We start from the raw sequence: 14,037 nt of genomic DNA, 5'->3' as shown, positions 1-14,037 counted from the left end.
TGCGAGGTGCTGCTGACCGCCCAGGCGGGGTCGGCCGGCATAATTCATCCCCTTCCCCATCGAATTCGGACGAGCGTCATGGCCAGCGTCAACAAAGTCATCATCATCGGCAACGTCGGCAAAGACCCCGAGGTCCGCTACAACCCCAGTGGCGGCGCCTGGGTCACCCTCAGCCTGGCGACGACCCGCAACTGGAAGAACCGCGAGACCGGCGAGCGCCAGGAAGAGACCGAATGGCACCGCGTCGTGTTCAACGACCGCCTGGCCGAGATCGTCGGCGAGTACGTCAAGAAGGGTCGCCCGCTGTACGTCGAAGGCCGCCTGAAGACCCGCAAGTGGCAGGACAAGGAAGGCCGCGACACGTACACGACCGAAATCATTGCCCAGGAGATGCAGCTGCTGGGCGGCCGTGATGGCGGCGGCGGTGACGAAGGCGGTGGTGGCGGTTACAGCCGTGGCGCTGGTGGTGGTGGTGGATACAGCCGCGGCGGCGACGACATGGAAGGCGGCGGTCGCCCGGCAGCGCGTCCTGCAGCGCCCCGCCCGGCCCCGCAGCGCGCCCCGGCTCCGGCGCCCAAAGCCTCGACCGGCTTCGATGACATGGACGACGACATCCCGTTCTAGAACCTACAGGTCGTCTGTCAACATCAGGCCCGCAGCCCAATGGCTGCGGGCCTTTTTGCTTGTCTACGCGTTTCCCTTGCTGGGTCTGAGCGTCGCCGGGGGCGACACCCAAGTGGTGCTGCGCAGTGGATGATCTCCGTCGCGTGGCAGATATGGCCAACGCTACCGATAGCTCCGAGCGGCAATTGGCGTAGCGCGCCAGATACTTTGCGACTGCACCTCTCAAGCCCTGCGCGTTCCCATCGGACCGCCCATTCCCAAGTCGACCAGTTGCGCTCGCCGAACATGCAAATAGAGTTGCCCTGTTATGGCATTTTCGATAAATTCTATTTGCATGCCGAAGCCTGCTCGCGCCATCCAACAGCTGCCGCCATCCACTATCGCCGCGCTAGACAAGCTCGGTGCGGACCTGGCTGTGGCCCGACTGCGTCGCAAAGAGTCGCTGAAGACCTGGGCCAAGCGCATGGGCGTGACGGTGCCAACGCTGCTGCGCCTCGAGTCCGGTGACCCGACCGTCAGCCTCGGCATCGTTGCATCGGCGCTCTGGCTGCTCCAGCGCGACGACGAACTCGGGAAGCTCGCAGCGCCGGAGTTCGATCGAGGCGCGATCGAGATGGAGGTCCGGGCGGCGGTCGACTTGGGACGGGCCCGTGCTCAAGCATCCGCTGAAGCTCGACTCCGCCGGCAGAGCAAGCCAACCTGATGCGCGGCGACACGCTCTACCCCTAGCACCTCGCTGATCCGGTCGCACCGCGATGCGTAGGTGTCCTGCAGCTGGTCGCCGCCGGAAAAGGGCGTTTCCCTGCGCTACGGCCAGGCATGGCAGAAGGAGAGCTCCCTCTCAACCCGTCGGAACACGAAGCAGCCGCGGTCAAGCCAAGCGTACCGGTCCGGACGGGGCAGCGTTGAAATCTGATGGCCCCAGCGCCCCTGTGATGTAGACAAGGAAGCGCGGCGGCGCCCGCTGATGCATCGCCCGCCAGCAAGCCCCAGGGGGCGCCAGCGCGAGGGAGTCATCCGGGGTTTCCCGCATCCCCGACAGCAGCGCACAAGAATCCCCTACACCGCCGCGACAGGTCTTGCCCGACATTGCCGCAATGCCCCGAGGAAAAGAAAGACAAGCATGCGCGACAACGGACCGGTGACCCAGCAGGAGTACGAGATCAGTGCCGACGCGCCCCTGGTGTCGACGACCGACCTGCAAAGCCGTATCACCTACTGCAACCCGGCCTTCATCGCCGCCAGCGGCTTCGACCGTGACGAGCTGCTGGGCCAGCCGCACAACCTGATCCGCCACCCGGACATGCCGGCCGAGGCCTTCCGCGACATGTGGGCCACGCTGAAGGACGGCGAGCCGTGGACGGCCCTGGTCAAGAACCGCCGCAAGAACGGTGATTTCTACTGGGTGCGGGCCAATGTCACGCCGGTGCGCGACGGCCGCGGCATCTGCGGCTACATGTCGGTGCGCACCAAGCCCGGCCGCGAGGAGGTACGCGGCGCCGAGGCGCTGTACGCGCGGATGCGCGAGGAATACCGCGCCGCCGGCGGCGGCAAGTCCCCCAGGCTGGCGACGCGCCTGCACAAGGGCGCGCTGCAGCGCGCCGGCTGGCCGGGCATCGGCAGCCGCCTGGTCCGCCACGCCTCGCTGCTGCAGGAGGGTGGTGCCATGCTGGCCGCAGGCACGGCGGCTGGCGCCGTGGCCATGGCGGCGGTGGGCGCGCTGGGCCTGCGCCCTGACGTCGCCGCCCTTGGCGGCGCCGCGCTCACCATGCTGCCGCTGCTGGCCTGGCTGCGCACGCGCGGCGACCGCGCCCTCGTCGAGGCGACGCTGGCCGCCGAACGCCTGGCCTCGGGCGACCTGACGCAAGACCTGCAGGCCCGCAGCGGCGGCACCCAGGGCCGACTGTTGCGGGCGCTGGCCCAGCTCAAGGTCAACCTGCAGGCCGTCATCGGCGACGTGCGCCGCGAGGTGGACGGCGTCAACCTGGCCTGCTCCGAGATCGCCGCGGGCGGCGAAGACCTGGGCCGGCGCACCGAGCAGCAGGCCGGCAGCCTGCAGCAGGCCGCCACGGCGCTGGAACAGGTGGCCGCCACCGTCAAGCACACGGCCGACGGCGCCTCGCAGGCCAGCAGCCTGGCCCGCGACACGGCCGCCGCCGCGCGCCACACTGGCAGCACCAGCGTGGCCGCCAGCCAGCGCATGGACGCCGTGCGCGAGGCGACGATGCGCATCAACGAGATCGTCGCCGTCATCGACGGCATCTCGTTCCAGACCAACATCCTGGCGCTGAACGCGGCCGTCGAGGCGGCGCGGGCGGGCGAGACGGGCCGCGGCTTCGCGGTGGTGGCGTCCGAGGTGCGCATGCTGGCAGGCCGCACCCGCGAGGCCGCGCAGGAGATCAAGAAGCTGGCCGAGGACTCGCGCGCACGCGTCGAGGAGGGCGTGCGCATCGTGGCCGACACCGGGCGCTCGGCCAAGGAGGCCGAGACCGCGGTGGACCGCATGAACGAGCTCATCGGCCGCATCAGCGTCGCCGTGCAGCAGCAGAGCGGCGGCATCGGCGAGCTCAACGGCAACGTGTCCAGCATCGACGGCTTCACGCAGCAGAACTCGGCCCTGGTCGAGCAGCTGTCGGCGTCGGCCATCTCGCTGGCCCACCGCGCCGAGCTGGTGACGCAGTCGGTGCGGGTGTTCCGGCTGAACAGCGGCGCCGCCGTGACCGCATGAGCCCGGCCCGCCCGCCCGCAGGAGCTCCTTCCCGCCTGGCGGGACGGTGTGCGGCGCGAAGGGTGCACCTACCTCCCCCCGCCGCCCGGCTGACCTGACGCCACGGCTGCAGCCGTCGCTGCGCGGCGCCGTCATACAGGTGCAGCAGCTGACGGCGGACGGCATGGGCCGCGCGCGCCTGATGCCCGCGCCTGCCCGTCGCCGCCTTGCCGGGCCATGGCACCATCGCGGCCCTGACCTGGGAGGACCACCGCAACGATGAGCCGCATCTACCTGATCGATGACCACGCCATCATGCGCGACGGCCTGCGCGTCGTGCTGGAAGTGGCTGGCCACGAGGTCATCGGCGAGGCCGCCGGCCCCACGCCGGCGCTGGCCGACCTCGGCCGGCTCGACCCCGACGTCGTGCTGCTGGACCTGCGCCTGGGCCAGCGCTCGGGCCTGGAGCTGCTGGCCGAGTTGAACAAGCGCGGCATGGCGCTGCGCGTCATCGTGCTGACCATGTCAGACCAGCCCCGCCACGTCACGGAGGCGCTGCGCCTGGGTGCCCGTGGCTATCTGCTCAAGGGTTCGGCCAGCTCCGAGCTGTTGCAGGCGGTGGAGACGGTAGCCGCAGGCGGGCGCTTCCTCAGCCCGCAGGCGGCCGAGTTCGCCGCCTCCGCGCTGACCGAGGGCGGCGGCACGGATGGGGAGGCGCTGTCGCCGCGCGAGCGCCAGATCCTGCTGCTGGTGGCCCAGGGCGCCACCAGCAGCGCCATCGGCGAGGCCTTGCACCTCAGCCCCAAATCCGTGGACACCTACCGCAGCCGGCTGATGAAGAAGCTAGGCCTGAACGACATCGCGGGCCTCGTGAAATGGGCCCTCCGCGAAGGGATGATCAGCCTCGACGAGCACTGACCCGGCCGCAGCTTGCGATCGCGCCGTCCTCAGCCCGCGCCGAAGGCCTCGTCGTAGCTCACCGTGCCGGCCGGCAGCGCGCGCGCCTCGTCCAGCCGCAGCGCCTGGAAATGCGAGGCCGGCACGCCGGGCAGCACCAGGCCGGACCCGGCGCGGAAGCCGAAGCGCGCATAGTAGGCCGGGTCGCCCAGCAGCACGCAGCCCGCCGCCCCCACCACGCGCAGGCGCGCCAGGCCGGCCTCCACCAGCGTCCGACCCACGCCCTGGCGCTGTCGGTCGGGCCGCACGGCCAGCGGGCCCAGGCCCAGCCAGCCGAGGTCCTGCCCGGCGATGCGCACCGGCGAGAACGCCAGGTGGGCGATGGGTTCGCCGCTGGCCGGATCGCACGCCACGAGCGACAGCGTCAGCGCGCCGTGCTCGTCCAGCCGCTGCAGGATCCGCGCCTCGTCGTGCCGGCTGAAAGGGTGGTCGCGGAAGGCCGCAGTGATCAGCGCCGCGACGGCGGGCCGGTCGGCCGGCGCCTCGTCGCGGACCAGCGGCCCGGCCAGGTCGCGCCGCATGATGAACTGGTGCAGCGCCTCTGGCGCGAAGCCGCAACGGCGCAGCGCGGCGCCACCGAGGTCGGGCCGCTGCAGCGCCGGCGCGCTGACGCGCACGCCCGGATGGGCCGCCAGCAACCCGCGCAGCAAGGCCTCGGCGTCGTGCTGCGCCGGGTCCAGGTCGATCAGCGAGCGCACGACCAGGCCGGCCTCCGCATCGCCGCTGAACACCAGTTGCGCGCGGCCCTGGCGCCAGGCCGTCCAGCCCGCCGGCAGCGCGGCGACGAGGTCGGCGCCGAACTGCAGCGGCAGGTCCGTGATGCACGCCTCGGCCTCGCGCAGCCAGGCCAGCGCGGCGTCCGCGCCTACGGCCAACGCCGCGGCGGGCGCCTGCGCCCCGCCGGCCTCGGCCACGCGCTGCCAGCCCTGCAACACATGGCGCTCGACGAAGCCATGGCGCCGGTACAGCCGCACGGCGCGCTCGTTCTGCGCGAAAACCTCAAGCTCCATCGCAGCGAGACCGGCCGCGCGGCCGCGCACCACGAAGTCCTGCAGCAGCTGCGCCGCCGCCCCGCTGCCGCGCGCCTCGGGCAGCGCCCCCATGGTGGCGAGGCGCCAGCGCGCCAGGCCCGGCCGCGGCGCCACCAGCGCGAAGGCCTGCACCGCACCGCCCGGCGCGTCCAGCACGGCCCGGCCCAATGCCAGGTCTATGCCCTGGCGCCGCAGGAAGCCGGGCCATTGCGCCAGCGGCAGCTGGAAGGGGCCGGCGACGTAGTCGGCGAAGGCCCGGCCGAAGGCGGCATGCAGTGCCTCGGGAGCGATCTGGTCGGTGGCGGTAAGCAGGGATGCGGGCATGGGCAGCGGCGTGACGGAGCCAAGGTCCGTCACGGCAAGCCCATTCTGGGCATGCCGCACCCGTGAGCGCAAAGTCATGTCCGGCCCGGGGCCGGCGCCCGTCAGGGGCGCGGCCGCTCGGCCTCCGTCGGCGCCGCGCCGCCATGCCAGCGCCGCAGCACGCGCTGGAAGAACAGGCTGTTGGGCAGCTGCAGGCTGGTGCCGCTCTGCGCGTCGCCGCTTTCGAGCAGCGTGGTGTAGACCAGATTGATGTCCATCACACGGCCCTTCATCCCGGGTTTGTCGCCGGCTTCGAGCAACTCCACCACGTCGCCGACGCGAAAGGCGCGGGTGACATAGATCAGCAGCGTGCAGAACAGGTTGGACAGCACGCTCCACGCGGCGAAGAACGCGACCGCCCCCACCGTCGCAAACCCGGTGAACGCCGTCCAGAGGACCGCGCCCGACACGCCCAGCCGCTCCAGCGCCCACAGCAGCGCGCCGCCATACACGAGCACGGCCACCAGGCGCAGGAACAGCGCGGCGACATTGACCGGCAGCCCGTAGGTGCGCGTGACGCGGCGGATCAACAGGCGGACCACCCGCATCACCAGCCAGGCGGCCAGGCCGATGAGCGTGACCTCGATCAAGGGCACCAGGACGTCGAGCCAGTCGGCCCAGGCCGGCATGCGGTCGCGCAGGGATTGGATGAGCTTTTTCATGAAGGTCGATGGGGTGGTGATTCGGTCCGCAGAAGACGGAGCACCGCCCTGGCAGGGAAACTCACGGCACGCGCGAGACGCGATCATGCCGACCAGTGGATTGGTGGCCGGCGGAACCATACCGCACGCCGACTGGCGGGCGTGCGGATCAATCTGCTGATCAGTTGGCGCTGCAGCCTGCGGCCAAGCCATCAGGCCGGCACACTGCGCCGTCATGAACCTGACGCGCCGCTTGTTGACCCTGTTGCCGCTGGCCGGACCGCTACCCGCACTCGCCCTTGAGGCGGCCACGCCGACCTTGCTGCCGCTCTGGCCCGAAGGCGTGCCCCCCGCCCGGCGCGCCGATGCGCCAGCCGCGCGCGGCGACCTCGGCCCCGAGCGCGTGGATGCGAGCGGCAGCATCGGCAACGTGTCGGTGCCGACACTCACCGTCGTGCCGCCCGCCGTCGACCGCCCCAACGGCACCGCCGTCATCCTGTGCCCGGGTGGCGGCTACAGCCACCTGTCGGCCCACCGCGAAGGCACGCAGTACGCCGCCTTGCTGAGCACGCTGGGCGTCACCACCTTCATCCTGAAGAGCCGCCTGCAGGAGTGGGGCCACCCCGCACCGCTGCAGGACTTGCTGCGCGCCGTCCGCCTCGTGCGCTCACGCGCGGCAGAGTTCGGTGTCGACCCGAGGCGCATAGGCGTCATGGGCAGCTCCGCCGGCGGCCACCTTGCGGCCAGCGCCAGCACGCTGTTCGACCACGCCGACGGCCGCACCGGCGCCGCGCTGGACAGCACCAGTGCCCGCCCCGACTTCGCCGTCCTCGTCTACCCCGTCATCACGATGACCGGTCCCGCCGCCCACGCCGGCTCGCGCCGCGCGCTGCTGGGCACCTCGCACAGCCCGGCGCTGCTGGCTCAGATGTCCATCGAGCAGCAGGTCACGGCCGCCACGCCGCCCACGTTGCTGCTGCACACCCAGGGCGACAAGGCCGTGCCGGTGCAGAACAGCCTCCTCTATTTCGACGCCCTCACCCGCGCCGGCGTGCCGGCCGAGCTGTACGTCTTCGAGCAGGGTGGCCACGGCATAGCCATGCGCGACGGCCTTGGCAACGCGTCTGCCTGGCCGCGGCGCATGGAGGAATGGCTGCGCCAGCGCGGCCTGCTGACCCAGGAGGCCGCGCGATGAAGCGTCGCGAGCTGCTGGCGAGCGCGGCCCTGGCCGGCGGCCTGCCCGCCTGGACGCTGGCCGCCGGCCCGATGACGCTGCCCGAGATGGACCTGCACGACCCCTTCATCGTGACCGACAAGGCCAGCATGACCTACTGGCTGTTCACGAAGAACACCCCTTCGGTCAGCGGCAAGCAGGCGATAGGCGTGATGGCCTACCGCAGCAGCGACCTCAAGCACTGGACCCGGCCCGAGCTGGTGTTCCAGCTGCCCGCCGGCATATGGGCCAATGACGGCTGCTGGGCGCCGGAGGTGCACCGCTGGCGCGGCCGGTGGTATTTGTTCGTCACCGTCCACAACGAAGGCCTGCCACTGGCCGAGCCCGGCCCCGTCTTTGGCCAGCGCACCTACCGCCGCAGCACGGTGTTGGCCGTGGCCGACCAGCTCGGCGGGCCGTTCACGCTGGTTCGCGATGGCGAGCCCGTCGTGTCCAAGGACTTGATGACGCTGGACGGCACGCTCTACGTCGACCCCGCCGGCAAGCCCTGGATGGTGTTCGCCCACGAATGGCTGCAACTCCGCGTAGGCGCGTTCGCCGCCGTGCCGCTGGACGAAGAACTTCACGCCATCGGGCCACCCCGCGAACTGTTCCGTGGCGACGCCTCCCCCGTCGCCCGGCCGCAGCAAGGCCTGGGCATCATCGTCACGGACGGCCCGCAGCTCTATCGCACGGCCGACGGCAGCCTGCATATGCTGTGGTCGAGCTGGGGCGAGGACGGCTACTTCCAGACGCTGGCCCGCTCCGAGTCCGGGAATTTGTTCGGCCCGTGGAAGCAGCTGCCCGTGTGGCTGAGCAAGGGCTCAGGCCACGGCATGCTGTTCCGCACGCTGGACGACGGCTGGATGCTGGTGGTGCATCGACCGTTCAAGAATGCGCGGGGGAAGCTGTACGAGGTGAGGGAACGCACGGATGGGTTCGAGTTGGGGCGGCAGCGCGTCGACCTCGATCTTGATCCCAGGCCCCTGCAGCCGCGCAGCGACGCCTAGGCCGGATCCGGACTCGCGAGCGCGAGGGCGAGGGCGAACAGGTACCCGCCGCGAAGGCTTGCAGATGCCGGTGTCGAACCCATGCGGACCAGGCCCTCAGCGCCCTTTGCGATGAGGTGCCGCGGTTCCCGTGCAGTGCTCGACCCAGCGAGCGGTGGATTGACCTGATGAGCACCCGACTTGAAGGTTCGACGTTGCACATCGCCTCCACCCTGCTTGCAATGATTCATCAATTCCATAAAAATGGAATCATGGAAGAGAATGACGTCATCAAAGGCCTTGCTGCTTTGGCGCAGCCCCTGCGCCTGCAGGTGTTCCGCGCTCTGGTCGTCGTGGGCGAGTCCGGCCTCACCCCCGGCGCGATTCAAGAGGGCCTTGGCACGCCACCGGCCACGCTGTCCTTCCACCTCAAGGAGCTGGTCAACGCCGGCCTCGTGACCCAGGAGCGCGCCAGTCGCAACCTGATCTACCGCGCGAACTACGCGCGCATGAACGGCCTGCTGGGCTACCTGACCAACAACTGCTGCCAGGGCGCCGCCTGCGCCGTGGAGCGCAAGATCGCTCCATGCTGCTGACCTCGCCGCCATGGCCACCAACGTCCTCATCCTCTGCACCCACAACTCCGCCCGCAGCGTTCTGGGCGAAGCCATGCTCAACCACTGGGCCCGCAAGCTCGGCCAGGACGTGCAGGCCTACAGCGCCGGCAGCGCACCCAGCGGGCGCATCAATCCGTTCGCGCTGGAAGCGCTGCAAAACGCTGGTGTCGAAACTGCCGGCTACCGCAGCAAGAGCTGGGACGAGTTCACGACGCCGGATGCACCGCCCCTGTCTATCGTCATCACCGTCTGCGACAGCGCAGCGGCCGAGCAATGCCCGGTCTTCTTTGGCGGCAGCGGGCAACCCATCAAGGTGCACTGGGGCTACCCCGATCCGTCCAACGCCGAGGGCGATGACGACGGCAAGCGCCGCGCCTTCGAGCTGACGCGCCAGGCCCTCGGCTACCGCATGTTGCAGTTGCTGCAACTGCCGCTCGCCACCATGAGCAAAGCGGAGCGGCAGCAGGCCCTCGCCCAGATTGCGAGAGCCTGACCATGAACCTGACCCGCAAGCTCCTGGCCGAGGCGCTGGGCACGATGCTGCTGCTGGCCGTCGTCATTGGCTCCGGCGTCATGGCCGAGCGGCTGTCCGGTGGGAATGTGGCCCTCGCGCTGCTGGCCAACACGCTGGCCACGGTGGGTGGCCTGTACATCCTGATTGAGGTGTTCGGCCCCGTCAGTGGCGCGCACTTCAATCCGGCCGTCAGCGCCGTGATGGCCTGGCGCGGCGAGCTACCGGTGGCTGCGCTGCCCCCTTACATCGCGGCCCAACTGCTCGGGGCGCTGCTGGGCGCTTGGCTTGCCCATGCGATGTTCGACATGAGCCTTCTGCAGTTCTCCACCAAGCTGCGTAGCGGCACCGGGCAGTGGATCGCGGAAGGCGTCGCCACCTTCGGCCTGCTGCTGGTGATCCTGCGAGCGCCGGCAGGCCGCGTATCCGCGATGGTGGCGGCCTACATCGGCGCGGCCTACTGGTTCACCGCGTCCACATCGTTCGCCAATCCCGCCGCCGTGTTCGGCCGCATGTTCAGCGACAGCTTCGCTGGCATCGCGCCGGCCAGCGCGCCGGGCTTCATCGTCGCCGAGCTGCTGGGCGCAGCCCTCGCGGTGGGCGTGCACCGCCTGCTGTTGCCGCGCACGTCCGTCCCTTCCACCGAATCCACCTTGGCCCGCCATGACTGAACGCCTGTTTCCCGACGCGACGTTTCCTGCGCTGAACCCTGCGCTGTTGGACATTCCTACGCCCGAGCCCCTGGTCGTGGCGGCTCCGTCGCAGCATCGACCACGCATCCTGATGCTGTACGGCTCGCTGCATGGTCTGAACATCTCGATCCGGGATCGCAGCCTGCGCCTGGGAAGTTGACCGCTCAGGAACCCAAGGGATCGCGCGGCCGTGGGCCCATCGCCCCGTGCTGGTAGAGGCCTTGACAGACGTGCTACTCTGTCCCACATAGATTCGCGCAAGACCGTTTTCTTAAGGTCTTTACTGCAGCCCCGCAGGCCACCCCCTGGCCTTTCTTGCGAGCGGCTCGCTTCAGCAACTCCCCGGTGAGTGTTCTTGAGTGTTTCTGTCTCCGCCCGGCTTTCGCCTGCGGAGGGTTATCTCCATCTCTACTTTTCCAAAGGAAACATCATGACTACGCAAACCGGCACCGTGAAGTGGTTCGACGACGGCAAGGGCTTCGGCTTCATCACGCCGGACAACGGCGGCAAGGACCTGTTCGCTCACCACAGCGAAGTCAAGAACGGCGGAGGCTTCCGCTCGCTGGCAGAAGGCGCCAAGGTGCAGTTCGAGGCGACGCAAGGCGCCAAGGGCCCGCAGGCGTCCAACATTCGCACGCTCTGAGCATGCGATCCGGCGCCGGTTGCGGCGCCATGGGCCGGCATCCACCGGCTCATCCCACACAACAAGAACAACATGTACGACAACAAGAACAACAACATTGAACTCGGGCGGTTCATGATTTCGCCGATGTCTCGAGCACGAGGTGATGGCGGTTTCGATGCCGTCGTCTCCATCCGTTCCGGCCAAGGCATGGCCAGCGTCGACCGCGTCATGAGCTTTTCTCCGAAATTCAGCAGCTCTCAAGCGGCGCTTCACTATGCCCGGGAACAAGGTTTGACGTGGGCCCGCTGCCATTGAAACGGCGAGGGTTCTGGCCTGTTCCGCAGGCCTTTCAGGTACATTGATTTCCTTCGGGGCACGCTGCAAGTGACATTGCCCCAAACTGGCTTGCTTGAAGCGCCACCGGCGGAAGCGTCGCCCTTGACGGGACAAGTCCTTGAGCGGAGTTGTCCCATGTCTTCCCGATCCGATCCCCCCGCCCCGCAAGAGGCGGCACCCGTTGTCGAGGGCGCGCCACCCAGCGGAGCGCTTTCTGCGCCCGTTTCTGCTGAGCACGCTGAACTGCAGCGTCAGGGGGCCAAGGCGGCCGCCCGCGGCGAGGCGCAAGCATCGAACCCGATGCTTGACACCATCAACCAACCCGGCGCCACTGGTGAGAGCGAACAGGTCTGGTTGGATCGACGCGACGCGTGGGATCGTGGCCACGATTCGCAGCAACAACTGACCATCTCGCCGGCACGTCCCGCTGGGGGCATCGCAGCCAACGAGCAAGTCCACGACGAGGCGCTCTTCGGCGTCACCCGAGTGCTCACCTTTGCAGGCCCCAAGGGCCTGACATCTGCAAGCGGCTTCTTTTTCGAGCGAGACCAACGTCTCTTCCTGGTCACCAGTCGCCACGTCCTGTTTGATGCCGCGACGGGGCATGCTCCCGACCGCATCGAAATCGAACTGCATACCAATTCGCGCGACCTGACGCAGTTGGCCACGCTGTCGATCCTGCTGCACCGCGACGGCCTGACCGCGTGGAGCCAGGCATGCGACAGCGCCGGAGAGGTTGACGTGGCTGCCATCGAGATAGACCGATCCGCGATGCCGGCTGGCTGCGTTGTGCATCCCTTCGGGCAGCTGCATCTGCCAGTCGGGTTCGACTTGTTTGAAGTTGGCGACCGGCTCGCCATTCCGGGCTTCCCACTCGGCTTCTTCGACACCGTCCATCACCTGCCCGTGGTGCGGCAAGCCAGCGTGGCGTCCTGCTATGGCGTCCGTTTCCAGGGGCAAGGCTACTTCCTCACCGACGCACGCATGCACCGCGGGTGCAGCGGCTCGCCGGTGCTCGCGCGAGTCGAACCCGCCGCTGAAGGCCGACCACGCTGGTGCCTTCTCGGCGTTCACTCCAGCCGCATGGATATGGCCACGCGGGACACGGTTCTGGATGAATCGCTGGGATTGAACTGTGCCTGGTATGCCGATGTGCTCATGACACTGACCACCGGCCCATGCCGCGCAATGCCATGACCCAACCCCTACTACAGGCCGCCGACCTTCGCGGCGCCGCGCGCCTCACTACCGATGCCGTGGCTGGCCTGGCCAGCCTGGTAGAGGCCATGCACGCGCGCATCGTCACGCTTCCCCGCATACCTGGCCTGGGCGGGACAGTCGCGGCGGACGAGCGCACGGGCGGTGTCACTGGTCTGGTGTACGAGACCGTGCGCGGCGTCACGCACTTGGCAGGTGGCACCGTCGAGGCCCTGTTAGGCTGGCTGGCGCCTGCCTTGGCCGCTGCCGATCCGCATCAGCCGCCACGGGCGGAGCGTGAGGCCGTCCTGGCGGCCCTCAACGGCGTGCTGGGCGACCACCTTGCCACGACCGACAACCCGCTGGCGATCACGATGCAGTTCCGCCATTCGGGTCGGCCCCTCCCGTTGGAACGTCACGCGCTGCGCACCCGCCTCGGCGGTGCCAGGCCGAAGCTGCTGGTGCTGCTGCACGGGCTGTGCATGAACGACCTGCAGTGGTGTCGCGCGGGACATGACCATGGCGAGGCCCTGGCCCGGGAGTTGGGCTATACGCCGGTCTACCTCCACTACAACAGCGGCCTGAGCGTGTCGACCAATGGCCGCATCCTGGCATCGCTGATGGAAGGGCTTTACAGCGCATGGCCCGTGCCAGTCGAACGCTTGGTGATGCTCGGCCACAGCATGGGCGGCCTGGTGGCACGCAGCGCCATCCATCATGGCGTTCAGATGCAGCGCGGCGGCTTGCGTTGGCCAGGGCGCGTCAATGACCTCATCTGCCTGGGCACACCCCACCAGGGCGCACCGCTTGAACGCGCAGGCCATGGCGTTGACCTGCTGCTCGGCGCCACACCGTACGCAGCCCCGCTGGTGCGGCTGGGCAAGGTACGCAGCGCGGGCATCAATGACCTGCGGCTGGGCAACATTCTGAAAGGCCCGGCAGGCGACGATGGACCGCATCGCGCCGACCGGGTCAACCTGCCGGACAGCGCCCGCTGCTTTGCCGTTGCCGCCAGCCTCGGCCCGGCATCCGGAAGCATGAAGGCAAGGCTGCTAGGCGATGGCCTGGTACCTGTGGCGAGCGCGCTGGGCCAGCACAACGATCCCGGACTCAGCCTTGGATTCGCACCGGAGCGCCGGGCGGTGGTGTACGACACGGGCCACCTCGATTTGCTGTCGAGCCCCGAGGTGCACGGCCTGCTGCGGCAGTGGCTCAACTGAAGACCAGCCTTCGTCGTGGGCATGAAGCGCCGCAGCGACAGGAGCAAGCGCAAGCCGGCATCGCTGCGGCTTGAAATCGCGAACGCACAGGCCCGACTCTCAATGCTGCAGCCATCAATCAAGGAAGCTCTCAGTGTCGTGGTCGAGTCTTTTCGGACACTCCGATTGTTACGTCCCGCGTAAATTTCGACGCCCGGTCCCAGACTATTTGAGGGCGAACCGAGGGCGGTGTCCCACGACGAATCGGGAAGCACTCGCGCCTTGAGGAAGGCGAGACGCTGATGCCGCAGGCGCGATGAACAACGCCGCCAGGG

At 69.0% G+C, this 14,037-nt stretch carries 16 protein-coding genes; 14 read left to right on the top strand and 2 right to left on the bottom strand.

Annotation, left to right across the window (positions count from 1 at the left end):
• Window positions 1–78 precede the first annotated feature (78 nt).
• The 4 genes from JOY88_RS05630 (at window position 79) to JOY88_RS05615 (ending at window position 4,249) form a co-directional block, all read left to right on the top strand.
• Entirely contained in the window at window positions 79–624 is a 546-nt protein-coding gene (locus tag JOY88_RS05630) for a single-stranded DNA-binding protein (protein ID WP_293501089.1), read from the top strand.
• Between the two features lie 334 nt (window positions 625–958).
• Window positions 959–1,327 (top strand): helix-turn-helix domain-containing protein, encoded by a 369-nt coding sequence (locus JOY88_RS05625; RefSeq protein WP_293501087.1) that lies wholly within the window; start codon window positions 959–961, stop codon window positions 1,325–1,327.
• Window positions 1,328–1,747: 420 nt separating this feature from the next.
• On the top strand, window positions 1,748–3,352 hold the full coding sequence (locus JOY88_RS05620) for a methyl-accepting chemotaxis protein (RefSeq protein WP_293501085.1): 1,605 nt from the start codon (window positions 1,748–1,750) through the stop codon (window positions 3,350–3,352).
• 258 nt (window positions 3,353–3,610) lie between these two features.
• Entirely contained in the window at window positions 3,611–4,249 is a 639-nt protein-coding gene (locus tag JOY88_RS05615; protein ID WP_293501083.1) for a response regulator, read from the top strand.
• Window positions 4,250–4,278: 29 nt separating this feature from the next.
• Here the strand turns inward: JOY88_RS05615 and JOY88_RS23080 are convergent, their stop codons facing one another.
• The gene (locus tag JOY88_RS23080; protein ID WP_367269787.1) at window positions 4,279–5,676 is read right to left on the bottom strand and encodes a GNAT family N-acetyltransferase; all 1,398 of its coding nucleotides are present in this window, start codon (window positions 5,674–5,676) and stop codon (window positions 4,279–4,281) included.
• 68 nt (window positions 5,677–5,744) lie between these two features.
• Window positions 5,745–6,344, bottom strand: coding sequence for a mechanosensitive ion channel family protein (locus tag JOY88_RS05600; protein ID WP_293501081.1), 600 nt, complete (start codon window positions 6,342–6,344; stop codon window positions 5,745–5,747).
• A gap of 214 nt (window positions 6,345–6,558) precedes the next feature.
• Here JOY88_RS05600 and JOY88_RS05595 point away from each other — a divergent pair, with 214 nt between their 5' ends.
• The 10 genes from JOY88_RS05595 to JOY88_RS05550 all read left to right on the top strand — a co-directional run bounded on the left by JOY88_RS05595 (window position 6,559) and on the right by JOY88_RS05550 (window position 13,723).
• A complete protein-coding gene (locus tag JOY88_RS05595; protein ID WP_293501079.1) occupies window positions 6,559–7,518 on the top strand; it encodes an alpha/beta hydrolase in 960 nt (319 codons plus the stop codon).
• Window positions 7,515–8,546, top strand: coding sequence for a glycoside hydrolase family 43 protein (locus JOY88_RS05590; protein ID WP_293501077.1), 1,032 nt, complete (start codon window positions 7,515–7,517; stop codon window positions 8,544–8,546). Before JOY88_RS05595 ends, JOY88_RS05590 begins: the two co-directional genes overlap by 4 nt.
• A gap of 251 nt (window positions 8,547–8,797) precedes the next feature.
• Window positions 8,798–9,121: an ArsR/SmtB family transcription factor gene (locus tag JOY88_RS05585; protein WP_293501075.1), complete on the top strand. Its 324-nt coding sequence runs from the start codon at window positions 8,798–8,800 to the stop codon at window positions 9,119–9,121.
• A 10-nt stretch (window positions 9,122–9,131) separates the two neighbouring features.
• Window positions 9,132–9,635 (top strand): arsenate reductase ArsC, encoded by a 504-nt coding sequence (locus JOY88_RS05580; RefSeq protein ID WP_293501073.1) that lies wholly within the window; start codon window positions 9,132–9,134, stop codon window positions 9,633–9,635.
• 2 nt (window positions 9,636–9,637) lie between these two features.
• On the top strand, window positions 9,638–10,324 hold the full coding sequence (locus tag JOY88_RS05575) for an aquaporin (protein ID WP_293501072.1): 687 nt from the start codon (window positions 9,638–9,640) through the stop codon (window positions 10,322–10,324).
• Window positions 10,317–10,505 (top strand): hypothetical protein, encoded by a 189-nt coding sequence (locus tag JOY88_RS05570; protein ID WP_293501071.1) that lies wholly within the window; start codon window positions 10,317–10,319, stop codon window positions 10,503–10,505. Before JOY88_RS05575 ends, JOY88_RS05570 begins: the two co-directional genes overlap by 8 nt.
• Window positions 10,506–10,775: 270 nt before the next feature.
• Window positions 10,776–10,988, top strand: a complete 213-nt coding sequence (locus JOY88_RS05565; RefSeq protein WP_293501069.1) for a cold-shock protein — start codon at window positions 10,776–10,778, stop codon at window positions 10,986–10,988.
• Between the two features lie 72 nt (window positions 10,989–11,060).
• Window positions 11,061–11,285, top strand: a complete 225-nt coding sequence (locus JOY88_RS05560) for a hypothetical protein (RefSeq protein WP_293501067.1) — start codon at window positions 11,061–11,063, stop codon at window positions 11,283–11,285.
• Between the two features lie 156 nt (window positions 11,286–11,441).
• On the top strand, window positions 11,442–12,503 hold the full coding sequence (locus JOY88_RS05555; protein ID WP_293501065.1) for a CrpP-related protein: 1,062 nt from the start codon (window positions 11,442–11,444) through the stop codon (window positions 12,501–12,503).
• Entirely contained in the window at window positions 12,485–13,723 is a 1,239-nt protein-coding gene (locus JOY88_RS05550) for an esterase/lipase family protein (protein WP_293501063.1), read from the top strand. Before JOY88_RS05555 ends, JOY88_RS05550 begins: the two co-directional genes overlap by 19 nt.
• Window positions 13,724–14,037 lie beyond the last annotated feature (314 nt).

Origin of the sequence: Roseateles sp. (genome assembly GCF_019237615.1) — a bacterium.
Taxonomy (GTDB): domain Bacteria; phylum Pseudomonadota; class Gammaproteobacteria; order Burkholderiales; family Burkholderiaceae_C; genus Pelomonas.
Note: the sequence above shows the minus strand (reverse complement) of the source record. Positions and strands in the feature narration are given on the sequence as shown.

Excerpts from the sequence above, each read along its gene's own strand:
- JOY88_RS05560 (WP_293501067.1), top strand. The coding sequence starts at position 11,061 with ATGTACGACAACAAGAACAACAACATTGAACTCGGGCGGTTCATGATT.
- JOY88_RS05600 (WP_293501081.1), bottom strand. The coding sequence starts at position 6,344 with ATGAAAAAGCTCATCCAATCCCTGCGCGACCGCATGCCGGCCTGGGCC.
- JOY88_RS05580 (WP_293501073.1), top strand. The coding sequence starts at position 9,132 with ATGGCCACCAACGTCCTCATCCTCTGCACCCACAACTCCGCCCGCAGC.
- JOY88_RS05555 (WP_293501065.1), top strand. The coding sequence starts at position 11,442 with ATGTCTTCCCGATCCGATCCCCCCGCCCCGCAAGAGGCGGCACCCGTT.
- JOY88_RS05620 (WP_293501085.1), top strand. The coding sequence starts at position 1,748 with ATGCGCGACAACGGACCGGTGACCCAGCAGGAGTACGAGATCAGTGCC.
- JOY88_RS05570 (WP_293501071.1), top strand. The coding sequence starts at position 10,317 with ATGACTGAACGCCTGTTTCCCGACGCGACGTTTCCTGCGCTGAACCCT.
- JOY88_RS05565 (WP_293501069.1), top strand. The coding sequence starts at position 10,776 with ATGACTACGCAAACCGGCACCGTGAAGTGGTTCGACGACGGCAAGGGC.
- JOY88_RS05630 (WP_293501089.1), top strand. The coding sequence starts at position 79 with ATGGCCAGCGTCAACAAAGTCATCATCATCGGCAACGTCGGCAAAGAC.
- JOY88_RS05595 (WP_293501079.1), top strand. The coding sequence starts at position 6,559 with ATGAACCTGACGCGCCGCTTGTTGACCCTGTTGCCGCTGGCCGGACCG.
- JOY88_RS05550 (WP_293501063.1), top strand. The coding sequence starts at position 12,485 with ATGCCGCGCAATGCCATGACCCAACCCCTACTACAGGCCGCCGACCTT.
- JOY88_RS05585 (WP_293501075.1), top strand. The coding sequence starts at position 8,798 with ATGGAAGAGAATGACGTCATCAAAGGCCTTGCTGCTTTGGCGCAGCCC.
- JOY88_RS05625 (WP_293501087.1), top strand. The coding sequence starts at position 959 with ATGCCGAAGCCTGCTCGCGCCATCCAACAGCTGCCGCCATCCACTATC.
- JOY88_RS05590 (WP_293501077.1), top strand. The coding sequence starts at position 7,515 with ATGAAGCGTCGCGAGCTGCTGGCGAGCGCGGCCCTGGCCGGCGGCCTG.
- JOY88_RS05615 (WP_293501083.1), top strand. The coding sequence starts at position 3,611 with ATGAGCCGCATCTACCTGATCGATGACCACGCCATCATGCGCGACGGC.
- JOY88_RS05575 (WP_293501072.1), top strand. The coding sequence starts at position 9,638 with ATGAACCTGACCCGCAAGCTCCTGGCCGAGGCGCTGGGCACGATGCTG.